The sequence below is a fragment of the Roseomonas sp. CECT 9278 genome (genome assembly GCF_918698155.1).
GTDB lineage: Bacteria > Pseudomonadota > Alphaproteobacteria > Acetobacterales > Acetobacteraceae > Neoroseomonas.
Window position 1 is genome coordinate 1 of record NZ_CAKKLX010000042.1, and the last position, 25,946, is coordinate 25,946.

The following is a 25,946-nucleotide window of genomic DNA, read 5'->3' on the forward strand; positions in this document are numbered from 1 at the left end:
GACCCGGTCCCCGCGCCGCGCGTCACCGAACCGCTGCCGACCCCGCCCACGCCGACCCCGCCGCCGCCACAGCAGCAGGCGGCCGCGCCGCCGCGCCAGGACCCGCTGCCGCTGCCGCCCACCCCGGTGCCGCCGCCGCCCGAACCCGCGCAGCAGGCCGGCACCGGCCAGACCCCGCCGGTGGCGCGGCCGCAGGAACGCAGCACGTCGGTGCAGAACACGCTGGAACGCCTGCGCGCGTCCCAGCCGCAGGACCGCCCGCCGACCGCGCGGCCCAACCCCGCCGGCGCGCCGCAGCAGGGCGGCGGGACGCCGCAGGGCTCGGCCGCGCTGACCCAGGGCGAGATCCGCGGCCTGGCCGACCAGATCGCCGAATGCTGGAACGTCGATCGCGGGATGCTCGGCCTCGATACCATCGTGGTCGAGCTGCGCGTGGTGCTCGACGGATCGGGCAATGTCCGCAACGTCGTGGCGGCCTCGCGCGTTCCATCGGATCCGCGGTCCCTTTCGGTCTTCGAATCGGCCCGTCGCGCGCTTATGTCGCCGCAGTGCAACCCGCTGCGCGTGCCGCCCAACAAGTATCGGACCGTCATGGACTCCGTCTTCCGCTTCAACCCGAGGGGCCTCGTGCGATGAACCCTGCCACCCCCTTCGTCCTCTCGCGCCGCCGGGTGCTCGCCGGCGTGGGCGCCGGCCTGGTCGCGCCAGGCGTCTTCGCGGTGCCGCTGCCCGCGCTGGCGCAGCAGGCGGCCCCCGGCGCGGTCATCGACATCACCCGCGCGCGCACCGATCCGATCCCGGTCGCGATCCCGGACCTGGCGGGCGGTGGCGACGGCGCGCGCGTGGGCCGCGACATCGCCCGCGTGATCCAGGCGAACCTGCGCAATTCCGGGCTGTTCCGCCCGGTCGACCGGCAGGCCTTCATCCAGACCGCGGAATCGGCGGCGCAGACGCCGCGCTTCCAGGATTGGCGCGTGATCGGCGCGCAGGCGCTGGTGACCGGCCGCGTGGTCGAACAGGGCGGCCAGCTGCGCGTCGAATTCCGCCTGTGGGACGTGCTGCCCGAAACACAGCTCCAGGGCACCGCCTTCACCGCGCCGGCCGCCAATTGGCGCCGCATCGCGCACCTGATCAGCGACGTGATCTACGAACGCCTGCTGGGCGAGAAGGGCTATTTCGACACCCGCGTGGTCTACGTGAGCGAGACCGGCCCGCGCGACCGCCGCACCCGGCGCCTGGCGATCATGGACCAGGATGGCGAGAACCATCGCTTCCTGACCGATGGGCGCTTCGGCGCGCTGTCGCCGCGCTTCCATCCCTCGGCCGAGCGCATCGCCTTCATGTCCTACCAGGATCGCGGGCAGCCGCGCGTCGTGCTGTTCGACATCGGCAGCGGATCGCAGCAGGTGCTGGGGAATTTCCCGGGCATGACGCTGTCGCCGCGCTTCTCGCCCGATGGGCGCTCGGTGGTGCTCTCGGCCTCGCGCGGGGGGGATGCGAACATCTTCGTGGTGGACCTGGCGTCGCGGCGCGAACGGCAATTGACCAGCGGCGGCGGGCTCGATGTCTCGCCCTGCTTCTCGCCGGACGGCTCGCAGATCGTGTTCAACTCCGACCGCGGCGGCGACCAGCAGCTGTATGTCATGGATGCCGGGGGCGGGGGGGTGCGGCGCATCTCCTTCGGCCGCGGGCGGTACGCGACACCGGTGTGGTCACCGCGCGGCGACCTCATTGCCTTCACGCGCTTCGGCGGCGGCGGCTTCGCCATCGGCGTGATGCGCCCGGATGGCTCGGGCGAGCGCATCCTGTCCGAGGGCTGGGCCATGGAAGGGCCGACCTTCGCGCCCAATGGCCGCGTGCTGATGTTCTACCGCGAGAGCCGCGCGACCGATTCCCGCGGCGGCGGATATTCCGCGCGCATCGCGTCGATCGACATCGCCGGCTTCAACGAACGCCCGGTGCCCACGCCGACCGACGCGACGGATCCGGCCTGGTCCCCGCTGCTGTCATGACGCCCGGGCGGGTTCGCTGCCTTGACCCGGCCACATGCGGGTGCTTTGCCCCCCGCGATCCCTTCACGCATCAGGAGAGCCCCCCCATGAAGACCCGCCTGTTCGGCGCCGTGGCCGCCGTTGCGCTGCTCGCCGCCTGCTCGAACACCGACCAGAATGCCGGTGCCACCGGCGCCGGCGGCGCCGGCACCATCCGCCCCGGCAGCCAGGAGGACCTGGTCGCCAATGTCGGCGACCGCGTGCTGTTCGCCTTCGACAGTTCGGCGATCCGCCCCGACCAGCGCCCGGTCCTGGAACGCCAGGCCGGCTGGATGGGCCGCTTCCCCGATGTGCGCGTGCAGGTCGAGGGCCATACCGACGAACGCGGCACGCGCGAATACAACCTGGCCCTCGGCCAGCGCCGCGCCAATGCGGCGCGCGACGTGCTGGTCGCCGGTGGCGTGAATGGCGCGCGGATCCAGACCATCTCCTACGGCAAGGACCGCCCCGCCGCGCTGGGGTCGGACGAAGCCTCCTGGGCGCAGAACCGCCGCGCCGTCACCGTCGTCCAGTAACGGGAAGGGACGGTCCGGCGAAACGCCGGGCCGCTTCGCCATGGCCGCACGCATCACGCTGATCGCCGCCCTCGCCGCCCTGCCGCTGCTCGCCGCGCCCGGTGCGCGCGCGCAGATGGACAGCCGCGAGGGCATCGCGCTGCAGAACCAGATCCTGGAACTGCGGCGGGACATGGATGCGCTGCGGCGCGGCGGGGGCGCGCCGACGCCCGTGCCGCGCGGCGGCGGCGGCGCGCCGCCCGAGACGGTGCAGGGCCTGCTCGGCCGTGTCGCCGAGCTCGAGGAGATGGTGCGCCGCCAGCGTGGACAGCTCGACGTGGCGGAGAACGCCAATCGGCGCCTCGCCGAGGAGGTCGAGAAACTGCGCGGCGACATGGATTTCCGCCTCCAGCAATTGGAAGGGGGCGGCCGCCCAGGCGCGGCGCGCCCTCCGCAGGGGCCGCCGCCCGCCCAGGCGCCGGCCCCGGCCCCGTTCAGCGTCCCGCCCCGGCAGGCCGAACCGGCCAGCCCGCCGCCCCAGCCCGGCCCGCGAACCGCTGAACGCGCGCTGGCCGACGGCCAGGCGGCGCTGTCGCGCGGCGATTTCCCGACCGCCGAGGCGGCGGCGCGCGAGGTGATCGCGCAGCGCCCCGGCCCGCGCGCGCAGGATGCCAGCCTGCTGCTGGGCGAGGCGCTGCTGGGCCGGCGGCAATACCAGAACGCGGCGCTGGCCTTCGACGAGGCGTATCGGCGCAACCGCCAGGGCACCCGCGCGCCCGAGGCGCTGCTGGGGCTGTCGAACGCCTTCATCGGCTTCGGCGCGCGGCGCGAGGCCTGCGATACGCTGGAGCAGCTGACGGCGGAATACACCCGCCTGGCACAGCCGGTCGCGGCGCGCGTGCAGGATGCGCGGCGGCGCGCGCAGTGCAGGTGATCAACGCGCGCACCCGTGTGATGCCGCTGAACGCGCGCAGGCGCGCGATGCCGCTGAACGCGCGCAGGCGCGCGATGCCGCTGAACGCGCGCAGGCGCGCGATGCCGCTGAACGCGCGCAGGCGCGCGATGCCGCTGAACGCGCGCAGGCGCGCGATGCCGGGGAGCACGCCCGCTTGGGGATAGCGCGGGGCTGACCGCGGCGGATTTCGCCGCGCTGATGGGCCCGCTCGGGCCGTTCGGCGCGGCGCCGCGGATCGCGTTGGGCGTCTCGGGCGGGCCGCACAGCCTGGCGCTGGCGCTGCTGGCGGATCGCTGGGCGCGCGCGCGCGGCGGCGATGCCCTGGCACTGGTGGCGGATCATGGGCTGCGGGCGGACAGCGCCGCTGAGGCCGATGGCGTGGCGGCGATGCTCGGCGCGCGGGGCATGGCGGTGCGGGTGCTGCGGCTGGGGCTCGCCGGCGGGGCAGGGTTGCAGGCGCGGGCGCGGGCGGCGCGGCTGGCGGCGCTCGGCGCGGCGGCGGCGGCAGAGGGCCGGCCCTGGCTGCTGCTGGGCCAGCATCGTGGCGACCAGGCGGAAACCCTGCTGTTCCGGGCGCTGCGCGGCAGCGGGCCGGCGGGCCTGGCGGGCATGGCGCCGGTCCGCGACGCCGCGGGCGTGCTGGTGCTGCGGCCGCTGCTGGGGGTCGCGCCGGCCTGCCTCGAAGCCGTGGTCGCCGCTGCCGGCCTGGCGCCGGTGCGCGATCCGAGCAACCACGACCCGCGCTTCACCCGCGTGCGCCTGCGCCAGGCCCTGGCCGATCCGGGCGGGGAGGGTGCGGGCGTCGCGGCCCTGGCCGCCGCGGCCGCCGCCTTCGCCCGGCGTCGCGATCGGGCAGAGGCGGCGCTGGCGCAACGCCTCGCCTGCGCGGGCGAGATCCGGCCTGAGGGCTTCGCCTGGATCGACCCGGGCGAGCTGGGGCGTGATGGCGTGGCGGCGGCCGCGCTGGCGGTTCTGGCGCGCCTGGTGGGGGGCGGGGGGCTGGCGCCGGGCGTGGGGCGGGCGGCGGCACTGCTGGCGGCCGGCCATGGCACCCTGGCGGGCGCCTGGCTGCGCCCCGCGGCGGCAGGGCGGTGGCTGCTGGCGCGCGACCCCGGGGCGGTGGCGCCGGCGGTGCCGGCCAGCACCGGGGCGCGGTGGGACGGGCGCTTCCGGCTGGTCGGGGCGGGATGCCGGGGCTGGTCGATCGGCCCGCTGGGGGACGGTGCGGCGGCCTTGCGCGGCTGGGTCGACCTGCCATCCGCGGTGTTGCGCGCGCTGCCAGCCATCCGGGACCCGCACGGCGCCCTGGCAGCGGTGCCGATCCTGGACTATCCTTCGCCCTTGGCCTGCCGGCCCTTCGCGACCCTGTTCGCGCCCGGCGCGGGCGGGGAGTTTTCGGCGCGGCCATTCAAGGGTGGTCAACCCGACCCTATGTGTAGTGCCAACGCCGCGGGGGCTCGCCCCGCCGGCTCGGAGACGGACAACCGCACGTGAATAATTTCGGCCGGAATCTTGCGCTCTGGGTGATCGTGGCACTGCTGCTGGTGGCGCTGTTCAACCTGTTCCAGCCTTCGGGCGGTGGACGGGCGGGCGCCACGCAGGTCGCCTATTCGGACTTCCTGAACGAGGTGAATTCGGGCCAGGTGCGCGAGGTCTCGATCCAGGGCCGCACCCTGACCGGGACGCTGACCGATGGTCGGACCTTCCAGACCTATACGCCGGAAGACCCGGCGCTGGTCTCCCGCCTGACCGAGAAGAACGTGCGCGTGGTGGCACGTCCCGAGGAAAGCGACGTCAATCCGCTGCTGCACTACCTGATGTCCTGGTTCCCGATGCTGCTGCTGATCGGCGTCTGGATCTTCTTCATGCGCCAGATGCAGGGCGGCGGCGGGCGCGCCATGGGCTTCGGCAAGTCCAAGGCGAAGCTGCTGACCGAAAAGCAGGGCCGCGTGACGTTCGAGGACGTGGCCGGCATCGAGGAAGCCAAGGGCGAGCTCGAGGAGATCGTGGACTTCCTGCGCGACCCGCAGAAGTTCCAGCGCCTGGGCGGCAAGATCCCGAAGGGCGTGCTGCTGGTGGGCCCGCCGGGCACCGGCAAGACGCTGCTGGCGCGATCGGTCGCGGGCGAGGCGAACGTGCCCTTCTTCACGATTTCCGGTTCGGATTTCGTGGAGATGTTCGTGGGCGTGGGCGCATCGCGCGTGCGCGACATGTTCGAACAGGGCAAGAAGAACGCGCCCTGCATCATCTTCATCGACGAAATCGACGCGGTCGGCCGCCATCGCGGTGCCGGCCTGGGCGGCGGCAATGACGAACGCGAGCAGACGCTCAACCAGATGTTGGTCGAGATGGACGGCTTCGAATCCAACGAGGGCGTCATCATCATCGCGGCCACCAACCGGCCGGACGTGCTCGACCCCGCGCTGCTGCGCCCGGGCCGCTTCGACCGCCAGGTGGTGGTGCCGAACCCGGACGTGAACGGGCGCGAGAAGATCCTGCGCGTGCACATGCGCAAGGTGCCACTGGCGTCGGACGTCGATCCGAAGGTGATCGCGCGCGGCACGCCGGGCTTCTCCGGCGCGGACCTGGCCAACCTGGTCAATGAAGGCGCGCTGCTGGCCGCGCGCACCGGCCGGCGCACCGTGGGCATGGCCGAGTTCGAGGCCGCCAAGGACAAGGTCATGATGGGCGCCGAGCGCCGGTCGCTGGTCATGTCCGAGGACGAGAAGCGCATGACCGCCTATCACGAGGCGGGCCACGCGCTGGTCGCGATGCACGAGCCCGAATGCGACCCGGTCCACAAGGCGACCATCATCCCGCGCGGCCGCGCGCTGGGCCTGGTGATGTCGCTGCCGGCCGGCGACCGCTACTCGAAGCACAAGTCCAAGCTGAAGTCCGAACTCGCCATGGCGATGGGCGGGCGCGTCGCCGAGGAACTGATCTTCGGCGCCGACAAGGTCAGCAACGGCGCGTCGGGCGACATCAAGATGGCGACCAGCCAGGCGCGCATGATGGTCACCGAATGGGGCATGTCGGACGTGATCGGCATGATCGCGTACGGCGACAACAGCCAGGAAGTGTTCCTCGGCCATTCGGTCACCCAGACCAAGAACCTGTCGGAGGAGACCGCGCGCAAGATCGACAGCGAGATCCGCTCGATCATCGACGGTGCCTATGGCCGGGCCAAGACCATCCTGTCCGAGCACATGGACGAGCTGCATCTGCTGGCCAAGGGCCTGCTGGAGCACGAGACCCTGTCGGGCGACGAGATCCGTACCGTCATCCGCGGCGAGCCGGTGGTGCGCAACCGGCCGGACGAGCCGGTGAACCAGGGGCGCGGTTCCGTGCCCTCCGCCGGCCGGCCGACCGCGCCGCGGCCGCCGGGGCTCAATCCGGGGGCGGCGCCGGCCACCTGAACGGGCAGGGGGCGTCGCGCTCCCCGGGACTTGCCTCTGGACACCGGGATCGGGCGCGCTATGGCAGGCGCGCCCTTTTTCGTTGGTGGTGTCCGTGATGCGTGGTGACAGGTGTTGGCGTCCCGTGGCCCCTAGAGCCGTTTCCGTTCGCCACGGCTCACGGCAACGCCCCTAGGCCATTGTTTTTGCGAGCATCTTTACCCGATCAGATGATTCCATCTGATCGGGATCTGCTCTAGACCCCGCGCGGGGTGGTGAGGACCGATGGCCCGCTTCATCGAACCGCTGGGGCTGGTGACCGGCCCGGTCGCCTTCCATGCGCTGCGCGAGGGCTATGCCCTGCCGCTGCAGGGCGGCGACATCGCCTTCGCCTTCGTCCGCCTGGTCGAGGATGGCGAGGATCTGGGCGTCGGCCCGATCCGCGAGGTGCCGGAGGATTGGCACGACGCGCTGCATGCGATCGCCGAGCGCGTGGCGCCCTTCGCGGGCCTGCCGCCCGACCGGCCGCTGGTGATGGGCGTGGTGAACGTGACGCCGGACAGTTTCTCGGATGGCGGTCGGCATTTCGCCGCCGGGCAGGCCATCGAGGCCGGCCATGCCATGCTGGCGGCGGGGGCGGATATCCTCGACATCGGCGGCGAATCGACGCGTCCCGGCGCGGCGCCCATCACCGCCGAGGAGGAGATGGCCCGCGTGCTGCCGGTGGTGCGCGAATTGGCCAAGGCGGCGCCGGTCAGCATCGACACGCGCCATGCGGCCACCATGGCGGCGGCGCTCGAGGCCGGGGCGGAGATCGTCAACGACGTCTCGGCGCTGCGGCATGATCCGACGGCGCTGGCGCTGGTGGCGCGGTCGAACGCGCCGGTGATCCTGATGCACATGCCCGGCGATGATCCGGCGACGATGCAGGGTCTGGCGGAATATCGCGACGTGGCGCTGGAGGTGGCGGCGTTCCTGCGCGACCGGATCGCGACCTGCGAGGCGCTGGGCATTCCGCGCGGTCGCATCGCGGTCGATCCCGGCATCGGCTTCGGCAAGACGCTGGCGCACAACCTGGCGCTGATCGACCGCCTGCCGCTGTTCGCCACGCTGGGGTGCCGTGTGGTGCTCGGTGCGTCGCGCAAGCGGTTCATCGGCACGCTGTCGGGGGTGGAGGAGGCCGGTTCGCGGGTCTCCGGCAGCCTTGCCGCGGCGCTGGCCGGCGCGGCGCGCGGCGCCTCCATCCTGCGCGTCCACGACGTGGCGGAAACCGTCCAGGCCCTTGCCGTCTGGCGCGCCTGCATGGCCGGCCGCGCCCCCGACTGATCGCGGTCCAGGGGGCCGTCGCCCCCTGGTGGGGAGCGCGAGGGGCAAAGCCCCTCGCAACTGTCGTTTTGGCGCGGTAGGGATTGCCCATGACCAACGCCCCCGCCCGCCGCCTGTTCGGCACCGATGGCATCCGTGGCACCGCCAACCGTGCGCCCATGGATGCCGCGACCGCCCTGCGCCTGGGCCAGGCCGCCGGCCGTTACTTCAATCGCGGCACGCATCGCCATCGCGTGGTGATCGGCAAGGATACGCGCCTTTCCGGCTACATGCTGGAACCTGCGCTGACCGCGGGCTTCGTGGGCGCGGGCATGGATGTGGTGCTGGTCGGCCCGCTGCCGACGCCGGCGATCGCGCTGCTGACGCGCAGCCTGCGGGCCGATCTGGGGGTGATGATCAGCGCCTCGCACAACCCGTTCGAGGACAATGGCATCAAGCTGTTCGGCCCGGATGGCCTGAAGCTGACCGACGACCAGGAAAGCGAGATCGAGGCGCTGATGGCCGGCGACCTGGCGGCCGCGCTGGTGGCGCCGGCGCGGCTTGGCCGCGCGAGCCGGCTGGAGGACGCGCCCGGCCGCTATATCGAGGCCGCGAAGGCGTCCTTCCCGCGCGGCCAGACGCTGGAGGGGCTGCGCGTCGTGGTCGATTGCGCGCATGGCGCCGGGTATCGCGTGGCGCCGACCGTGTTGTGGGAACTGGGTGCCGAGGTGGTGCCGATCGGCGTCGCGCCCGATGGCTTCAACATCAACAAGGGCGTCGGGTCGACCGCGCCGGGGGCGCTCGCCACGCTGGTGCAGGAACGCCGCGCCGACCTCGGCATCGCGCTGGATGGCGATGCCGATCGCGTGGTGCTGACCGACGAGACCGGGCAGGTGGTCGATGGCGACCAGATCCTGGCGCTGATCGCGCGGTCCTGGCACGCGCAGGACCGGCTGCGCGGTGGCGCCGTGGTCGCGACGGTGATGTCGAACATGGGGCTGGAGCGGTTTCTCGCCGCGCGGGGCCTGGGGCTGCTGCGCACCGCGGTGGGCGACCGCTACGTGGGCGAACGCATGCGCGAAGCCGGCTGCAACCTGGGCGGCGAGCAGTCCGGCCACATGATCATGCCGGAATTCGGCACCACGGGGGATGGGTTGGTCGCCGCGTTGCAGGTGCTGGCCGTGCTGGTCGAGGAAAAGCGCGCCGCCAGCGAGGCGCTGCGCTGCTTCGCGCCGCTGCCGCAGCGGCTGGTGAATGTGCGCTATGCCGGCGTGTCGCCGCTGGCCGATGCCGCCGTGAAGGACGCGATCGTGGCCGAGGAGGCGGCCCTTGGCGCGCGCGGCCGCGTGCTGATCCGCGCCAGCGGCACCGAACCCGTGATCCGCGTGATGGCCGAAGCCGAGGAGGAGGCGCTGGTGGAGGCGACCGTCGCGCGCCTGGCCGACACCATCCGTGCGAAGGCGCGCGCCGCATGAAGGGCCGCGTGCTGATCGTCGCCGGCAGCGATTCCGGCGGCGGCGCGGGCATCCAGGCCGACATCAAGGCGGTGACCGCGCTTGGTGCCTTCGGCATGACGGCGGTGACGGCGCTGACCGCGCAGAACACGCTGGGCGTGCATGGGGTGGTCGGCATCGACCCCGCCTTCATCCGCCAGCAGATGGCGGTGGTGCTGGACGATATCGGCGCCGATGCCATCAAGACCGGCATGCTGCACAGCGTGCCGGTGATCGAGGCGGTGTGCGACGAACTCGCCACCCGCGCGCGGGGCGTGCCGCTGGTGGTCGATCCGGTGATGATCGCCAAGGGCGGGCATCCGCTGATCGCCGCCGATGCGATCTCGACGCTGAAGGCGCGGCTGCTGCCGCTGGCCGCGATCATCACGCCGAACCTGCCGGAAGCGGAGGCGCTGGTGGACCGGCCGATCCGCACGCTGGCGCAGATGCGCGCCGCGGCGCCGGCGCTGCTGGCGCTCGGCGCGCCGGGCGTCCTGCTGAAGGGCGGGCACATGGAGGGCGCGGCGCTGACCGACCTGCTCATCACCGCCGGGGGCATCGAGGAATTCACCTCCCCGCGCATCGCCACGCGCCACACCCACGGCACCGGCTGCACGCTGGCGAGCGCCGTGGCGGCGGGCCTCGCGCAGGGGCTGGCGCTGCGCGACGCGGTGGCGCGCGCGCGCGGCTATGTGCAGGCGGCGATCGCGGCGGCGCCGGGCTTCGGCGCGGGGCATGGGCCGCTGGACCACGCGATCACCTTCGACCCGGCGCGGCTGCCGGCCGGTTAACCGGGCCTTCACGCGGCATGGGGCAGGCTGGGCCATGGTGCTCACGCTGTCCCAGGTGCAGTCGCTGTTCGGCGTGCAGGCTTCGGCCGGCGCGGCGGGCAATGCGGCGACGGCGATCCCCGCGCTGAAGCGCGCCACGGCCCAGGGTGCCGAGGCCAAGGGCATCGCGCGCGAGGAAAAGGACCCCGTCACGCTGACCGCGCTCGCGCGGTTCCGCGTTGCGCTCGACAAGGCCGGGACCATCGAACAGGCCTTGCAGGACCCGCGCATCCTCAAGGTGATCATGCCGGCGCTCGGCCTGCCGGACCAGGTGGGCAATGCCGGGATGGTGCGGCGCGCCCTGCTGTCGGATCCGGCGGATCCGAAGGGTCTGGCGGCGCAGCTTGGCAGCACCTGGCGGGCGGCGGCGGCGACGCTGGGCGTCAATGCCACGGGGCTGGCCGGCCTGCGCGACCCCGCGATGGTCGAGCGCATGTCGGATGCCTTCCTGAAGTACCAGTACCGTACGGGCCTGGACGAACAGCAGGCCGGGCTGTCGGACGCGCTGTATTTCCTGGAAACGGCCCGCAATGCCGAGGATGTCTTCGACGTGCTGGGGGACCCGGTGCTGCGGCGCGTGGTGACCGGCGCGCTCGGCCTGCCGGCGCAGATCGCCGTGCAGTCGGTCGAAGCGCAGGGGCGGGCGGTCACGGCGCGCCTGAAGGTCGACAGCCTGCAGGATGATCGCGCGGTGCGGAAGCTGGCGGAACGCTACCTGATCGTCGCGGCGAACAACGCCTCCGGCAGCGCCGCCGCGACCGACCCGCTGGCGACGCTCACCGCGCTGTCCGTGCGCGCCTGATCAGCTCGCCGGTGGGCGGCCGAGCCAGCCTTCCGCGTAGGTCCGCCGGATGATCACCGCGCCGACCGCCGCCAGCGGCGCGGCCAGCGCCACGCCCAGCAGCCCGAAGGCCGTGCCCATCAGCACCTGCGCCAGCAGCAGCGCCGCCGGCGGCAGGTCGGCCACCTGCTGCTGCACCAGGGGCGTCAGGATATTGCCCTCGATGAACTGCACGGCCAGGAACAGCAGCGCCACCCACAGCGCCAGCCAGGGCGAGACGGTGGCGGCCAGCAGCATCGCCGGCACCGCCGCGATGACCGGCCCGATATTGGGAATGAAGCCCAGCAGCGCGGCGATCACCGCCAGCACGCCGGCCATCGGCACGCCCAGCAGCAGCAGCCCGACCCAGGTGCACAGCCCGGTCACCAGCATCGCGAAGCCCTGGCCGAGCAGCCAGCCGCGCAGCACCTGGCCGCATTCCATCAGCGTCTCGGCGGCCTCGCGCTCGATGGCGGGGTGCAGCAGGGCGCGCAGCCCGGCTGCGTAGTCGTGCGGCGCCACGGCCAGGTACACGCCGACCAGCGCCACCAGCACGGCATTGCCGATCCAGCCGAGCGTAGCGCCGGCGGCGGTCGCGGCCATCCCGGCATCGAGATCCGGCGCGCCCGATGGCGCGAGCCGGTCGACCAGCCAATCCAGGGCGGCATCGCCGGCCAGCTGGTCGCGCAGCGCGGCCAGGCTGCGCGGCAGGGCCTCGGCCAGCGCGGCCGCCTGTTCCGCGAGGGGCGCGGCGGCGGCGAGCCCGGCCAGCGCCGCCAGCCCGAGCAGCGCCGCGACCACGCCCAGCACCGCCACCCAGCGGGGGCAGCCGGTCAGTCGCATCACCATCTGCGCCGGCACGCTCAGCGCCACCGCCAGCAGCAATCCCGCGAAGCCGAGCAGCGGCACGCCCGGGAAAAGGACGAACAGCATCGCCGCCAATGCCACGAGGACGAGGACGGAGGCCTGGATGCGGGTCATGCGCGTGGCAACGGCGCGGCGGCGCAATGGTTGCACCTGCTTGACCCCGTGGCACACCGGCGCGTATCCCCGCTGCGGGCCACGCCCCCCCACCGGGGCGCATTCGCTTCTGGAAGGGAGCTGCATCATGGCGAACCCCGCCGCCACGCCGGACCTGCGTCCGGCCGCCATCCGTCCTGCCGCCAAGCCGGCCAATCCCCGCTTTTCATCCGGTCCCTGTGCGAAGCGTCCCGGCTGGACGCTGGCCGCGCTGGAACCCGCGCTGCTCGGGCGCAGCCATCGCGCGGCCAATCCGAAGGCACGGCTGGCCGAGGTGATAAATCGGTCCAAGGCCGTGCTCGGCATGCCGGAAGGCTGGCGGCTGGGCATCGTGCCGGCGTCGGACACCGGCGCGGTCGAGATGGCGCTGTGGTCGCTGCTCGGGCCGCGCGGCGTCGATATCCTGGCCTGGGAATCCTTCTCGAAGGATTGGGCGACGGATGTGGTGAAGCAGCTGAAGCTGGCGGATGCGCGGGTGCTGGATGCGCCGTATGGCGCGCTGCCGGAGCTGTCGAAGGTCGATCCGGCGCGTGACGTCGTGTTCGTGTGGAACGGCACGACCTCGGGCGTGCGGCTGCCGAATGCGGATTTCATCTCCGATGCGCGCGACGGGCTGGCGATCTGCGACGCCACCTCGGCGGCCTTCGCGATGGAGCTGCCGTGGCACAAGCTCGATGTCGTGACCTGGTCCTGGCAGAAGGTGCTGGGGGGCGAGGCGGCGCACGGGATGCTGGCCCTGTCGCCGCGCGCCGTCGCACGGCTGGAATCGCACAAGCCGGCCTGGCCGATGCCGAAGATCTTCCGCATGACCAAGGACGGGAAAATCAACGAGGGCATCTTCAAGGGCGAGACGATCAACACGCCATCCATGCTGTGTGTCGAGGATGCGCTGGACGGGCTGCGCTGGGCTGAATCGGTCGGCGGGTTGAAGGGGCTGGTGGCGCGGTCGGAGGCGAACCTCGCCGCCATCGCGCGCTGGGTCGCGACGCAGCCGGGCTTCGACTTCCTGGCGCAGGATGCGGCGACGCGGTCCTGCACCTCGATCTGCCTGACCATCACCGCGCCGTGGTTCACCGCGCTGGCGCCCGACGCACAGGCGACGGCGGCGAAGAAGCTCGCCTCGCTGCTGGAGAAGGAAGGTGTCGCGCTGGATGCCGGGGCCTATCGCGATGCGCCGCCGGGCTTGCGGATCTGGGGCGGGGCCACGGTCGAGACCGCGGATATCGAGGCGCTGATCCCCTGGCTCGACTGGGCGCTCGCGACCGTCGAAGCGGGGGGCTGAGCCGTGGTGAAGGTGCTGATTTCCGACAAGCTGTCGCCCGCGGCCGTGCAGATCTTCCGCGACCGCGGGATCGAGGTGGACTTCAAGCCCGGCCTGTCGCCCGCCGACCTGCGGGCCATCATCGGCGACTATGATGGCCTCGCGGTGCGCTCCGCCACCAAGGTCACGCGCGAACTGATGGAGGCCGCGCCGAGGCTGAAGGTGGTCGGGCGTGCCGGCATCGGCGTGGACAATGTGGACGTGACATCGGCCACCGCGCGCGGCGTGGTGGTGATGAACACGCCCTTCGGCAACGCCATCACCACGGCCGAGCATGCCATCGCGATGATGTTCGCGCTCGCGCGGCAACTGCCCGATGCGTCGGCATCGACCAAGGCCGGCAAGTGGGAGAAGAACCGCTTCATGGGCGTCGAGCTGTTCGGCAAGACGCTCGGGCTGATCGGCTGCGGCAATATCGGGTCGATCGTGGCCGACCGCGCGGTGGGGTTGCGCATGAAGGTGATCGCCTTCGACCCCTTCCTGTCGGAGAAGCGCGCGGTCGAGATCGGTGTCGAGAAGGTGGAGCTGGCCGACCTGATCGCACGCGCGGATTTCATCACGCTGCACACACCGCTGACCGAGCAGACGCGCAACGTGATCTCGCGCGACGCCATCGCGCGCATGAAGAAGGGTGCCAGGCTGATCAACTGCGCGCGCGGCGGGCTGGTGGATGAGGCTGCGCTTTACGATGCGCTGAAGTCCGGTCACCTGGCGGGCGCGGCGCTGGACGTGTTCGAGACGGAACCCGCGACCGACAGCCCGCTGTTCACGCTGGAGAACGTGGTCTGCACGCCGCACCTGGGTGCCGCGACCGCCGAGGCGCAGGAGAACGTGGCGCTGCAGGTGGCCGACCAGATGGCGGATTTCCTGCTGTCGGGCGCGGTGTCGAACGCCATCAACATGCCGAGCGTCACCGCCGAGGAAGCCCCGCGCCTCAAGCCCTACATGGAACTGGCGCGTCTGCTGGGCGGCATGGCCGGGCAGCTGACCGCCGCGCAGGACGGCGCGATCAAGGCGATCCGCGTGGAATACGAAGGCCATGCGGCCGACCTGAACCACCGTCCGCTGACCGCCGCCGCGCTGGCCGGCGTGCTCGCGCCGCTGATGGGCGCGGTGAACATGGTCAATGCGCCGGTGCTGGCGAAGCAGCGCGACATCGAGGTGGCCGAGACGACGGTCGAGCGCAGCGGCGAATACCAGACGCTGGTGCGCCTGACGGTGGTGACCGACAGCTACGAGAAGTCGATCGCCGGCACGCTGCTGGCCGAGAACAAGCCGCGCCTGGTCGAGATCAAGGGCATCTCGGTCGAGGCCGACTTCGCCCCGCACATGCTCTACGTGACCAACCAGGACAAGCCGGGCTTCATCGGGCGCTTCGGCATGGCGCTGGCGGATGCCGGCATCAACATCGCGACCTTCCACCTGGGCCGGTCGGCGCCGGGCGGGGATGCGATCTGCCTGGTGGGGCTGGATGCCCCGATGCCCGATGGCGTGCTGGCCGGCGTGCGTGGCCTGCCGCTGGTGGTGCAGGCCACGCCGCTGGCGTTCTGAAGCGCGCTACTCGATCCGCGCGCCCGAGGCGCGGATCACCGGCGCCAGGCGCGCTTCGCTGGCCCGGCGGAACTCTGTCAGCTCCGCCGAGGTCATCGGCCAGGCCGTCGCGCCGTTCTCCGCCAGGCGCGCGACCAGGTCGGGGCTTGCCAGCGCGGTGAGGGTCAGCGCCGACAGCCGTTCCACCACTGTGGCGGGCAGCCCGGCCGGCCCCATCACGCTGCCCCATGAGGTGATGTCGAAGCCCGGCAGGAATTCCGCCATGGCCGGGATCCCGGGCGCATGGGGGCTGCGATCGCGGCTGGTCACCGCCAGCGCGCGCGCCAGGCCGGTGCGCGCCGAGGCGAGGGATTGCGGGATATTGTCGAAGATCATGTGGACGCGCCCCGCCTGCACATCCAGCTGCGCGGCCGCGCCCCCGCGATAGGGCACGTGCACCATGTCGAGGCCGGCGGCCTGCTTGAACATCTCGCCGGCCAGGTGGACCGTGGTGCCGGACCCCGGGCTGGCGAAGGTGTACTGGCCCGGGTTGCGGCGGATCAGCGCGATCAGCTCCGGCACCGTCTGCGCCGGCACGTCCTTGTTCACGATCAGCAGGTTCGGCAACTGCCACAGCCCGGCGATGTAGGTGAAGTCGCGCTCCACATCGAAGGGGAGGGTGGCGCGCATGGTCGGCGAGATCGCCAGCGAGGAGACCGACCCCAGCCCGATCACCGTGCCATCCGCCGGCGACCGCGCGATCGCCGTGGTGCCGATGGTGCCGCCGGCACCGGCGCGGTTCTCGACCACGAAGGACTGGCCGGTGAGGTCCGCCAGCTTGCTGCAATACAGCCGCACCAGCGTGTCCACGCCGCCGCCCGGCGCGAAGGGCGTGATGAAGCGCACCGGGTTGGCCGGCCAGGGCGCCTGGGCCATCGAGACGGATGGAATGGCCGCGCCGGCCAGCAGGCTGCGTCGTTGAATGAACATCGCTTCCTCCGTGCTGCGGCCGGGCTGCTGCCGGCCTTGCGCGGAGAAGCCTAACGCAGGACGGCCGGCCCGGAACAGGCGCTGCCCGCCGCGCGGCTGCCGTCGGGGCATCCGGGCGCGCGCGGCCTGGCGGAAATCGGCAGAAGCGCCGCCGGCCCGGGGCGCGGCGATCAGAACAGCGCCGCGACCCCGATCCCGATCAGCGCCCAGAGCGGCAGGGACAGCAGCAGGCCATTGACCAGGCCACGGCCGATCGCGGCGTCGTCGTCCGGCGGCAGGTGCCGGGCGGCGGGCGGCGCGGCAAGGCGCGAAAGGGCGGGGGCGTCGGACATGGTCTCCTCGCTTCGGTGGCCTGCGTCAGGGTGCGGGAAATCCGTTGACGCATCGTGAAGGCCACCATCGCCACGATGCGCCGGACGGATGGCGGACCCGCGGCGGCGATGGGGCGGCAACGCGGCAGCCCGGCGGGGGTTGCCCCCTGGCGATGCGCCTGTCACAGACTGCGCCCGCGATGACCGACGACCTGCCCAATCCCGCCCTGCTGCCCGCGGGCCTGGCCGACCTGCTGCCGCCCGAGGCCGAGCGCGAGGCCGCGCTGGTCGAGGCGATGATGGCGGTCTTCGCCGGCCACGGCTACGAACGGGTGAAGCCACCCCTGCTGGAATTCGAGGACAGCCTGCTGGCCGGTTCGGGTGCGGCGGTGGCCGAGCAGACCTTCCGCCTGATGGACCCGGTCAGCCAGCGCATGATGGGCCTGCGCGCCGACACCACGCCGCAGGTGGCGCGCATCGCCGCGACGCGGCTGGGCGCGCAGGCCCGCCCGCTGCGGCTGTGCTACGCCGGCCAGGCGTTGCGCGTGCGCGGGTCGCAGCTGGCCCCCGCCCGGCAGGTGCCCCAGGTGGGGGTGGAACTGATCGGCGGCGCGGCGCCGGCAGCCGACGCGGAAGTCGCGATCGTGGCGGTCGAGGCGCTGGCGGCGCTCGGCGTCACGGCGGTCAGCCTGGATGTCACGCTGCCCACCATGGTGCCGGCACTGATCGAGGCCGCCGCGACGCCCGATGCGCCGCGCGCGCGCCTGGCCCGTGCGCTGGACCGCAAGGACAGTGCGGCGGTCAGTGCGCTGGTGCGCGAGCTCGGCGGCGTGCTGGGCGTGCTGCCGGGGCTGATGGCCGCGGCGGGGCCGGCCGATGGCGCGCTGGCCGCGCTGGATGCCGCCGACCTGCCGGAAGGCGCGCGCGCCATCGCCCAGAACGCGGCCGCCGTGCTGGTGGCCATCCGCGCCCGTGCGCCGGCGCTGCGCGTGACGCTGGACCCGGTCGAATTCCGTGGCTTCCGCTACCATACCGGCGTGGCCTTCACGCTGTATGGGCCGGGCATGAGCGGCGAACTCGCGCGCGGCGGGCGGTATGTCTCGCAGAATGACGAGCCGGCGACCGGCATGACGCTGTATCCCGATGCGGTGGTGCGGGCGGCGCCGGCCGGCGTGGCGAAGCCGCGGCTGTTCGTGCCGCTGGGCGCCGATGGCGCGGCGCATCGCGCGCAGGGCTTCGCCACCGTGGCCGCGCTGTCGGCCGCCGATACGCCGGCGCGCCTGCGCTGCACCCATGAACTGAAGGACGGCCAGGCCGTCCCGATCCTGGTGAAGGACTGAACCGCCATGGCCAATGTCGCCGTGATCGGCGCCCAGTGGGGCGACGAGGGCAAGGGCAAGGTTGTCGACTGGCTCGCCTCGCGCGCCGAGATCGTCGTGCGCTTCCAGGGCGGCCACAATGCCGGCCATACGCTGGTGGTGGGCGACCAGACCTACAAGCTCAGCCTGCTTCCGTCAGGCGTGGTGCGCGGCAAGCTCGGCATCATCGGCAATGGCGTGGTGCTGGACCCCGAAGCGCTGCTGAACGAGATCGCCCGCGTCACCGCCCAGGGGCTGAAGGTGACGCCCGAGAACCTGCGCATCGCCGAGAACGTGCCGCTCATCCTCCCGCTGCACCCCGCGCTGGACAAGGCGCGCGAGGCAGCGCGCGGCGAGGACAAGATCGGCACCACCGGGCGCGGGATCGGCCCGGCCTATGAGGACAAGGTCGGCCGCCGCGCCATCCGCCTGTGCGACCTGGCGGAGCCCGAGACGCTGAGCGCGAAGCTCGATGAATTGCTGCTGCACCACAACGCGCTGCTGCGCGGGCTGGGCGCGCCGGAATTCGCCAAGCAGGCATTGCTCGACGGGCTGCTGGCGCTGGCGCCGCAGCTGCTGCCCTATGCCGAACCGGTGTGGGAGCGCCTGGCGGAAGCGCGCGCCAGCGGCAAGCGCGTGCTGTTCGAAGGCGCGCAGGCGGTGATGCTGGATGTCGACCACGGCACCTACCCCTACGTGACGTCCTCCAACACCGTCGCGGGCAATGCGGCGGCGGGGTCGGGTGCCGGGCCGGATGCGATCGGCTTCGTGCTGGGCATCGCCAAGGCCTATGCGACCCGGGTGGGCTCGGGGCCGTTCCCGTCCGAATTGTTCGACGAGACCGGCCGGCTGCTCGGTGAACGCGGGCACGAATTCGGCACCGTGACGGGCCGGCCGCGCCGCTGCGGCTGGTTCGATGCCTGCATGGTGCGCCAGGCGGTGAAGGTGGGCGGCATCGCCGGGCTGGTGCTGACCAAGCTGGATGTGCTGGACGGGCTGCCGGAACTGCGCATCTGCACCGGGTATCGCATCAACGGCGAGACCGTGAAGCGCCTGCCCGCGGCAATGCGTGCCCAGGCGGCGGCCGAGCCGATCTACGAGACGATGCCCGGCTGGGCCGGTTCGACGCGCGGCGCGCGGTCCTACGGCGAATTGCCGGCCGAGGCGGTGAAGTATGTGCGGCGGATCGAGGAACTGGTGGAAGCGCCGATCGTGCTGCTGTCCACCAGCCCGGAACGCGACGACACGATCATGATGCGCGATCCCTTCGCCGGGTGAGCGGATCCTCCGCCGGGCGCTGACGCCGGATCGCCGTCGGCGGCCGGCGATAGACCTCGGCGAAGACGGTGTTGAAGCGGCGCAGGCTGCCGAAGCCGGCCTGCGTGGCGATCTCGACCATCGGCAGGTCGGTGGCGTCGATCAGGCGTTTCGCCCGCTGCACCCGACAGGTGCGCGCCACCTGCGTCGGGCTCGCCCCGACATGCTTCGCGAACAGGCGCGAGAGTTGGCGCGCCCCGATGCCCAGGCGCGTCGCCAGCGCCTCCACGCTGGCATCGTCGCTGTCGAGGGCACCGTCGTCGATCAGGCGAAGCGCGCGCTCCGTGGTCGTGCGTGAGCCGTTCCAGGCAGGGCAGAAGGGCGCCGTCTCGGGACGGCAGCGCAGGCAGGGGCGGAAGCCGGCCGATTCGGCTGCGGCCGCCGTCGGGTAGAAGCGCACATTCGCGCCGCGCGCGGGACGGACGGGGCATACGGGGCGGCAGTAGATGCGTGTCGTCCGCACGCCGGTGAAGAAGCGCCCATCATAGGCGGGATCGCGCCCGACGCGCGCCTGCTCGCATTCGGTCTCGTCCAACATGGCGTCTCCTCCGTGCCGGAGGACGGAGTCCGAATCCGGCGAGCACGGCGGCATGGCCTGAGGTTACGTCCAAGGAAGCAGGCAATCGAGGACGCAGCACGACATGGCGCACCCGCTCGACAATCCGGTCTGGCATGCGCTGGACGGGCCGCACGCGGCAGTGGCGATCGGCAGCGGCCTCGCGCGGCACTACAGGCGCGACGCGGCACCCTTTTCCGCCCTCGCCGCGGCGACGCCGGAGGCCTATGCCGACCTTGCCCGTGATCTGCCAGACGGCGTGGCGGCAAGGCTGTTCCGTCCTGTCGAGGAGCAGCCGCCGCCCGGCTGGAGCGTCGTCAGCGCCCGCCCGATCCGCCAACTGGTGCTGCAGGCCGCGGGCGGCCGGCATCCGGCCGAAGCCGAGTTCACCCCGCTCGGCCCGGACGATGCGGCCGAGATGCTGGCCCTGGCCGAGGTCGCGAAGCCTGGGCCCTTTGGCGCAGCGACCCACAGGCTGGGCCGCTTCCTCGGCTGGCGGGGCACCGATGGGCGCCTTCTGGCGATGGCGGGCGAGCGCTTCTTGCTGGCGGATCATGTCGAGCTGAGCGCCATCTGCGTGCATCCGGACGCGCGCGGGCGCGGCCTTGGCGCGGCGCTCACGCTGCGCTTGGCGCGTGAGGCGATTGCGCGTCGCCTCCTGCCGTTCCTGCACGTCTTTCCGGACAACCCGGCGGGTGGGCTGTATGAGCGGCTGGGTTTCCGCGAGCGCGCCAGGCCCTGGGTGCTGTGGCACCGCCCTTCGGCATGAGCGCGCCATCCTTCGGTTGGCAGGTGGTGTGGGCGGCCTTCACGGTCGCGGTCTTCGCCTGGGGCGTCGGATTCTATGGGCCGGCGGTTTTCCTGCACATCCTGCATGAGGGGCGCGGATGGCCGCTGTCGACGGTCTCGGCGGCGATCACCTGCCATTTCCTGCTCTCGGCGGCACTGGTGGCACGGCTGCCGGGGATCCACCGGCGCTTCGGACTCGTCGCCGCCACGCGCATGGGTGGCGTTCTGGCCGGAGCGGGCGTGGTCGCCTGGGCGCTCGCGCCCGCACCGTGGCTGCTGTTCCCGGCGGCGCTGGTGAGCGGCGCCGGATGGGCGCTGACCAGTGGCGCGGCCATCAATGCCATGGTCGCACCGTGGTTCGAGGCGAAGCGCCCCGCCGCGCTGGCGATGGCCTTCAACGGCGCGAGCGTCGGCGGCGTGGTCTTCGCGCCGCTGTGGGCGGTGCTGATCGCCGAGGCAGGATTTCCGCTCGCCGCGCTGCTGGTCGGCAGCGCGATGGCGGCGGCGCTGTGGTGGATCGCCGGCGCCTGGCTCGGGCGCACGCCGGCCATGCTCGGCCTGCGCCCGGACGGTGTCGCGGCGGCCGCGATGCCGGGCGGGCCGGTTGTGGTGGCCGAGCGCGCGGCGCTGGCGGCGGGAAGCGGCGTCTGGCGGGATCGTCGCTTCGTGACCCTGTCCCTCGCCTTTTCCCTGGGCCTGTTCGCGCAGATCGGGCTGATCGCCCATCTTTTCTCGCTGATGGTCCCGGCGCTGGGTCCGGCTGGTGCCGGCGCGGCGGTGAGCCTTACCACCCTTGCCGCGGTCGCCGGACGCAGCCTGCTGGGATGGCTGCTGCCGGCCGGCGCGGATCGGCGGGTGGCGGCCGCCGGCAATTTCGCGGTGCAGATCGCCGGCTGCCTGCTGCTCCTGCTGGCATCGGGCAGCCTGGTTCCGCTCCTTCTGCTCGGCTGTGTCCTGTTCGGCCTGGGCGTGGGGAACATGATCTCGATCCCGCCGCTGATTGCCCAGACCGAATTCGGCCGTGCCGACGCGATGCGGGTGGTGGCGCTGGTGACCGCCGTGAACCAGGCCGTCTTCGCCTTCGCGCCGGGCTTCCTCGGGGTGGTTCGCGAGGCGGCCGGGTGGGATGGGGCGCCGATCGCGCTGGCCGCTTGCGTGCAATGCGCGGCGATTCTCGCCGTGCTCGCGGGGTATTCGCCGCAGCGTCCGGGCGGCAGAGGTTGACCCGAGGTGCCAGGACGGCGAGGAACGCGCCATGGCTCCGCCCCCCCTGCTGCTGCTCACCGACATCCGCCACGGATTCGGCAGCACGCGGCTACTCGAACGCGCTGGGCTGTCGGTCTCCGCCGGCGAGCGCCTCGCGCTGGTCGGGCGCAACGGGTCGGGCAAGTCCACGCTGCTGAAGGTCGCGGCCGGGCTGATCGAGCCCGAGGGCGGCACGCGCTTCGTCCAGCCCGGTGCCACCATGCGCTACCTGGAGCAGGAGCCCGACCTGTCGGCCTTCCCGACCGTGATGGCCTATGTCGAGGCCGGGCTCGGCCCGTCCGATGAGACCTATCGCGCGCGGTATTTGCTGGGCGAGCTCGGCATGACCGGCGAGGAAATCCCCGCCGCGCTGTCGGGTGGCGAGACGCGCCGCGCCGCGCTGGCGCGGGCACTCGCCCCCCAGCCCGACATCCTGCTGCTGGATGAACCGACCAACCACCTGGATCTGCCGGCGATCGAGTGGCTCGAATCGGAACTCGCGTCGCTGAACTGCGCGCTGGTGCTGATCAGCCACGACCGGAGATTCCTCGAACGCCTGTCGCGCGCGATGGTCTGGCTGGACCGCGGCACCACGCGGCGGGTCGAGCAGGGCTTCGCCCATTTCGAAGCCTGGCGCGACCAGGTGCTGGAGGAGGAGGAGCGCGACGCCCACAAGCTCGCCCGCCAGATCGTGCGCGAGGAGCACTGGCTGCGCTACGGCGTCACCGCCCGGCGCAAGCGCAATGTCCGGCGGCTGGAGAACCTGCACACGCTGCGCGCCAAGCACCGCGAACGGGTCGGCGCGCAGGGGCGCGTCAACATGTCGGCGGCCGAGGCGTCCGGGTCCGGCAACCTGGTGGTGGCCGCCGATGGCATCGGGAAATCCTATGGCGAGCGCACCATCATCCGCGATGTCACCACCCGCATCATGCGCGGCGACCGCGTCGGCATCGTCGGCCCCAACGGCGCGGGCAAGACCACGCTGCTGAACATGCTGATCGGCGTGCTGCCACCCGACACCGGGGAGGTGCGCCTGGGCACCGCGATCGAGATGGTGGGCCTCGACCAGAAGCGCGCCAGCCTCGATGCCTCCATCACCTTGTCGGCGGCGCTGACGGAAGGGCGTGGCGACCAGGTGCATGTGAATGGCCAGCCGCGCCACGTGATCGGCTACATGAAGGACTTCCTGTTCACCGCCGACCAGGCGCGCACGCCGCTCAGTGCGCTGTCGGGCGGCGAGCGCGGGCGGCTGATGCTGGCGCGCGCCTTCGCCCGCCCGTCCAACCTGCTGGTGCTGGACGAACCGACCAACGACCTGGATCTGGAAACCCTCGACCTGCTGCAGGAACTGGTCGCGGAGTATGCGGGCACGGTGCTGCTGGTCAGCCACGACCGCGACTTCCTGGACCGCACCGTCACCAGCGTGATCGCCTGGGAGGGCGAGGGCCGCTGGCAGCACTATGCCGGCGGCTATTCCGACATGGTGGCGCAGCGCGGCCACGGCGTGCGCGCGCGCGCCGCCGAGGCGAAGCTGGTCGCCGCCAGGGCCGATGCGCCCACCCGCGCCGCACCGACGCCCGCCCGGCGCCGCGGCCTGACCGCCAAGGACCAGCACGAGCTCAAGACCCTGCCCGCGCGCATGGAGGCGTTGTCGGCCGAGATGGCGGCGCTGGAGCGCAAGACCGCCGAGAGCGGCTTCTACACGCGCGACCCGTCCGGCTTCGCCGCGGCGACGCAGGCGCTGGCCAAGGCCCAGGCGGCGCTGGCGGCGGCCGAGGAACGCTGGCTGGAACTGGAGATGCTGCGCGAGGAGGCGGGCTGACCGCGCCGGGGCCTGCGGCGCGGCCGGCGCGCCGTCAGATTGCCTCGGCCAGCAGCGCCTCCAGGTCCAGCCGCCGCGTCACCATCGCGAGCCTCCCCGTGGCGTCGCGCGGCCATGCGGCCGGGTCGCGGTCGCGATACAGCTCGACGCCATTGCCATCGGGGTCGCGCAGGTAGATCGCCTCCGACACGCCGTGGTCCGAGGCACCTTCGAGCGGCCAGCCGGCCTCCAGCAGACGCTGCAGCGCGGCCGCCAGCGCCGGGCGGTCGGGATAGACCAGGGCGACATGGAACAGCCCTGTCGTGCCCGGCGGCGGCCAGGCGCCGTCCTTGCTCTGCCAGGTGTTGAGCGCGATGTGGTGGTGGTAGCCGCCGGCCGACAGGAACACCGCCTGGTCGCCGATGCGCTGCTGTTCCTCGAGCCCGATCACGTCGCGCCAGAACGCCAGCGCGCGATTGAGATTCGCCACCTTCAGGTGGACATGGCCGATCCGCGCGCCGGGGTGGATGGCGCGGGCGGCGGGGGGCTGGGCGAGGGCGGCCGGGGTGGTGTCGGGCATGGCGTCGGTATCCTTGCGTCCCGCCGCATATGCGCCCTGGGGACCGGCGCGCGCCAATCCTGATCGCGCATCATCGCCATGGGCGCCGGCTATGGCGCCGCGCGGCCCGTGCGGGACCGCCGGCCTTGCCGGGCCGGTGCCGCGCTGCGGGGCGCAGCGACAGGCGCGGCCGCACGCGGTCGGTCAGGGCGCGAAGGTCTCGCGCAGCACATGGGCCAGCGCCACCGCGTCGCGCAGCCGCTGGCCGGTGGCCGCGCCGCCGACCACGACCGGCAGCACCACCCGCAGGCGGTCCAGGCTGCGGAACGGCACGCCGCCCTGCACCAGCCGGAAGCCGCGCACCGTGCCCTCCAGCAAGGCCCCCGGCGGTGGGGTCGGGCAGGCATAGCCCAGCACGCGCCGCGCCGGATGCGCGAAGGGCGCCGACCCGGGCACCGAGGTCCAGACCGGGAAGACCGGCGCCGCGAAGCCCGCGGGCAGGTCGGGGAAGCGCGCCTCGGCGCCGCCGCGCGCGAAGCCGCCCGCCGCCGGCGCGAAGCCCAGCGCGACGAGGCGGTCGGCCAGCCCCGCGGCATCGTCGAGCAGCCACAGCCGCAATTCGTCCAGCTGCATGATCTCGGGCGCGGTGCCCAGGATGTTCACGTCATAGCCCCAGGCATCGTTGGCGAGGCCGGCGAGCGCATCCTCCCGCGCCGCGGCGTCGTGCAGCAGGCGCGTCACCACCACGACCATGCGGTCGGGCCCGCCGGCATAGGCCTGGGCTTCCGCGGGCGTGGGCGCATGCAGGTCGCGGCGCAGGCGGGGCGGGCAGATGGTGTCGCGGTCGATGAAGCCGGCGCCGCGCAGCAGGCGGCGGGCAAGGGCGAAGGCCTCCGCCGCCTGGCGAGTCCCCGGGGGCGGGTCTGTCATGGCAGGCATCATGCCGGTGGGCAGGCCTTCCTGCCCTGAAATCTTTCCTTCGCGCCCGCGACGGAGGCTGCGACACCGGCAGGCGGATCGGGCGGGGGTGATGGCGACCTTGGGAACAGCGTGGCAGCCATGCGGACAGGCCCGCGCGGACGCGGCGCCGTGCGGTGCGGCGGTGCCAGGTGGCCCGCGCGGCGCTGCCGATGCCACGGCGCGCCGCCGCGCGCGGCATGGCGCCGGGGCATCCGGGTGTCACGCGCATCGTCACCCGTTCCGGCCGGTCGGGCGGCGCGGGATCGTCGCCTGGCCCTGACCAGCCACCGGCCACAGCATCGCAAGGGAACTGCCTGTCGTGATCATCGCCATCATCCGTGCCTCGCTGATCGTGAAGCTTGCCCTGGTCGGCCTGGCGGTCGGCGCCGGCTTCGTCGGCTATGCCGCGATCTCCGCCCCGCCGCAGCGCGCCGCGCTGCAGACGCTGGAGGCGACCCTCGCCACCGCCGCGCGCGAGACGCGCACCAGCCGGCGCAGCGGTTCCTCGACCAGCCAGTACCGCCTGACGCTGCGCCCGGGGCCGGCGGGGCAGGCCGAGATCGTGCTCACCATCCCGGCCCTGGAAGCCGCCGAATCCGAGATCCGCGGCGCCGTCGGCAAGACCGTCCGCGCCGAATTCGCCGGCGCCGACGATGTCTATGTGCTGGCCGTCGGCGGGCGGGAGATCGTGCGCTACGACTCGACCGCCGAGCGCCGGCGCCTCGCCTATCGGCAATACGAGGTGGACGGCGTCGCCATCCTGGGCGGCAGCCTGGTGGCGCTGCTGGTCGGCGGCGTGCTGGGCTGGCGGCGGCTGCGGCGCAGCGGCGCGACGGCCTGAGCGCG

The 25,946-nt window shown here is 72.8% G+C and carries 24 protein-coding genes and 1 pseudogene; 19 read left to right on the forward strand and 6 right to left on the reverse strand.

The window, feature by feature from the left end; all coding sequences use genetic code 11:
• The 11 genes and pseudogenes from LQ222_RS20655 to LQ222_RS20705 form a co-directional block, all read left to right on the forward strand.
• Nucleotides 1-636 (forward strand): annotated as a pseudogene (locus tag LQ222_RS20655) (hypothetical protein); the annotation flags it as partial.
• On the forward strand, nt 633-2,012 hold the full coding sequence (gene tolB / locus LQ222_RS20660; RefSeq protein ID WP_230168739.1) for a Tol-Pal system beta propeller repeat protein TolB: 1,380 nt from the start codon (nt 633-635) through the stop codon (nt 2,010-2,012). The pseudogene LQ222_RS20655 and the gene tolB, both read left to right, overlap by 4 nt.
• Nucleotides 2,013-2,098: 86 nt before the next feature.
• Nucleotides 2,099-2,566: a peptidoglycan-associated lipoprotein Pal gene (gene pal / locus LQ222_RS20665; RefSeq protein ID WP_230168740.1), complete on the forward strand. Its 468-nt coding sequence runs from the start codon at nt 2,099-2,101 to the stop codon at nt 2,564-2,566.
• Between the two features lie 40 nt (nt 2,567-2,606).
• Nucleotides 2,607-3,479: a tetratricopeptide repeat protein gene (locus tag LQ222_RS20670; protein WP_230168741.1), complete on the forward strand. Its 873-nt coding sequence runs from the start codon at nt 2,607-2,609 to the stop codon at nt 3,477-3,479.
• Complete coding sequence (locus LQ222_RS20675) at nt 3,470-3,664, forward strand: hypothetical protein (RefSeq protein WP_230168742.1); 195 nt, start codon at nt 3,470-3,472, stop codon at nt 3,662-3,664. Before LQ222_RS20670 ends, LQ222_RS20675 begins: the two co-directional genes overlap by 10 nt.
• A 34-nt stretch (nt 3,665-3,698) precedes the next feature.
• Complete coding sequence (tilS, locus tag LQ222_RS20680) at nt 3,699-4,994, forward strand: tRNA lysidine(34) synthetase TilS (RefSeq protein WP_230168743.1); 1,296 nt, start codon at nt 3,699-3,701, stop codon at nt 4,992-4,994.
• Complete coding sequence (gene ftsH, locus LQ222_RS20685) at nt 4,991-6,916, forward strand: ATP-dependent zinc metalloprotease FtsH (protein WP_230168744.1); 1,926 nt, start codon at nt 4,991-4,993, stop codon at nt 6,914-6,916. The genes tilS and ftsH overlap by 4 nt, the downstream gene beginning before the upstream one ends.
• Nucleotides 6,917-7,180: 264 nt before the next feature.
• Nucleotides 7,181-8,221: a dihydropteroate synthase gene (gene folP, locus LQ222_RS20690; RefSeq protein ID WP_230168745.1), complete on the forward strand. Its 1,041-nt coding sequence runs from the start codon at nt 7,181-7,183 to the stop codon at nt 8,219-8,221.
• Between the two features lie 89 nt (nt 8,222-8,310).
• Complete coding sequence (glmM, locus tag LQ222_RS20695; protein ID WP_230168746.1) at nt 8,311-9,675, forward strand: phosphoglucosamine mutase; 1,365 nt, start codon at nt 8,311-8,313, stop codon at nt 9,673-9,675.
• Nucleotides 9,672-10,484, forward strand: a complete 813-nt coding sequence (gene thiD, locus LQ222_RS20700; protein WP_230168747.1) for a bifunctional hydroxymethylpyrimidine kinase/phosphomethylpyrimidine kinase — start codon at nt 9,672-9,674, stop codon at nt 10,482-10,484. Before glmM ends, thiD begins: the two co-directional genes overlap by 4 nt.
• 34 nt (nt 10,485-10,518) lie before the next feature.
• Nucleotides 10,519-11,325 carry a DUF1217 domain-containing protein gene (locus tag LQ222_RS20705; protein ID WP_230168748.1) on the forward strand — a complete coding sequence of 269 codons (807 nt, stop codon included), beginning with the start codon at nt 10,519-10,521 and terminating at the stop codon, nt 11,323-11,325.
• On the opposite strand, the gene LQ222_RS20710 is transcribed toward LQ222_RS20705, so the two are convergent.
• Nucleotides 11,326-12,324, reverse strand: coding sequence for an AI-2E family transporter (locus tag LQ222_RS20710; RefSeq protein ID WP_230168749.1), 999 nt, complete (start codon nt 12,322-12,324; stop codon nt 11,326-11,328).
• A 127-nt stretch (nt 12,325-12,451) separates the two neighbouring features.
• On the opposite strand from LQ222_RS20710, the gene LQ222_RS20715 reads away from it, so the two are divergent.
• Entirely contained in the window at nt 12,452-13,645 is a 1,194-nt protein-coding gene (locus LQ222_RS20715) for a phosphoserine transaminase (protein WP_230168750.1), read from the forward strand.
• Nucleotides 13,646-13,648: 3 nt separating this feature from the next.
• The gene (gene serA / locus LQ222_RS20720; RefSeq protein WP_230168751.1) at nt 13,649-15,235 is read left to right on the forward strand and encodes a phosphoglycerate dehydrogenase; all 1,587 of its coding nucleotides are present in this window, start codon (nt 13,649-13,651) and stop codon (nt 15,233-15,235) included.
• Between the two features lie 6 nt (nt 15,236-15,241).
• Here serA and LQ222_RS20725 read toward each other — a convergent pair whose 3' ends face one another.
• Together LQ222_RS20725 and LQ222_RS20730 are read right to left on the reverse strand one after the other, a co-directional pair.
• Nucleotides 15,242-16,204 (reverse strand): tripartite tricarboxylate transporter substrate binding protein, encoded by a 963-nt coding sequence (locus tag LQ222_RS20725; protein ID WP_230168752.1) that lies wholly within the window; start codon nt 16,202-16,204, stop codon nt 15,242-15,244.
• Nucleotides 16,205-16,374: 170 nt separating this feature from the next.
• Entirely contained in the window at nt 16,375-16,536 is a 162-nt protein-coding gene (locus LQ222_RS20730) for a hypothetical protein (protein WP_230168753.1), read from the reverse strand.
• Between the two features lie 179 nt (nt 16,537-16,715).
• On the opposite strand from LQ222_RS20730, the gene LQ222_RS20735 reads away from it, so the two are divergent.
• A complete protein-coding gene (locus LQ222_RS20735; RefSeq protein ID WP_230168754.1) occupies nt 16,716-17,855 on the forward strand; it encodes an ATP phosphoribosyltransferase regulatory subunit in 1,140 nt (379 codons plus the stop codon).
• A gap of 6 nt (nt 17,856-17,861) precedes the next feature.
• Entirely contained in the window at nt 17,862-19,151 is a 1,290-nt protein-coding gene (locus LQ222_RS20740) for an adenylosuccinate synthase (RefSeq protein WP_230168755.1), read from the forward strand.
• On the opposite strand, the gene LQ222_RS20745 is transcribed toward LQ222_RS20740, so the two are convergent.
• Nucleotides 19,123-19,728, reverse strand: a complete 606-nt coding sequence (locus tag LQ222_RS20745) for a bifunctional transcriptional activator/DNA repair enzyme AdaA (RefSeq protein WP_230168756.1) — start codon at nt 19,726-19,728, stop codon at nt 19,123-19,125. The two genes, LQ222_RS20740 and LQ222_RS20745, sit on opposite strands and share 29 nt — an antisense overlap.
• A 103-nt stretch (nt 19,729-19,831) precedes the next feature.
• Between LQ222_RS20745 and LQ222_RS20750 the strand changes: the two genes are divergently transcribed.
• The 3 genes from LQ222_RS20750 to LQ222_RS20760 are packed head-to-tail and all read left to right on the forward strand — an operon-like array spanning nt 19,832 to nt 23,602.
• Complete coding sequence (locus tag LQ222_RS20750) at nt 19,832-20,515, forward strand: GNAT family N-acetyltransferase (RefSeq protein WP_230168757.1); 684 nt, start codon at nt 19,832-19,834, stop codon at nt 20,513-20,515.
• Entirely contained in the window at nt 20,512-21,759 is a 1,248-nt protein-coding gene (locus LQ222_RS20755; protein ID WP_230168758.1) for an MFS transporter, read from the forward strand. Before LQ222_RS20750 ends, LQ222_RS20755 begins: the two co-directional genes overlap by 4 nt.
• 31 nt (nt 21,760-21,790) lie before the next feature.
• A complete protein-coding gene (locus tag LQ222_RS20760; RefSeq protein WP_230168759.1) occupies nt 21,791-23,602 on the forward strand; it encodes an ABC-F family ATP-binding cassette domain-containing protein in 1,812 nt (603 codons plus the stop codon).
• 34 nt (nt 23,603-23,636) lie between these two features.
• Here LQ222_RS20760 and LQ222_RS20765 read toward each other — a convergent pair whose 3' ends face one another.
• Nucleotides 23,637-24,161 (reverse strand): VOC family protein, encoded by a 525-nt coding sequence (locus LQ222_RS20765; RefSeq protein WP_230168760.1) that lies wholly within the window; start codon nt 24,159-24,161, stop codon nt 23,637-23,639.
• Between the two features lie 183 nt (nt 24,162-24,344).
• Nucleotides 24,345-25,070, reverse strand: a complete 726-nt coding sequence (locus tag LQ222_RS20770) for a hypothetical protein (protein ID WP_230168761.1) — start codon at nt 25,068-25,070, stop codon at nt 24,345-24,347.
• Nucleotides 25,071-25,419: 349 nt separating this feature from the next.
• Between LQ222_RS20770 and LQ222_RS20775 the strand changes: the two genes are divergently transcribed.
• Nucleotides 25,420-25,941 (forward strand): hypothetical protein, encoded by a 522-nt coding sequence (locus LQ222_RS20775; RefSeq protein ID WP_230168762.1) that lies wholly within the window; start codon nt 25,420-25,422, stop codon nt 25,939-25,941.
• Nucleotides 25,942-25,946: the final 5 nt, after the last annotated feature.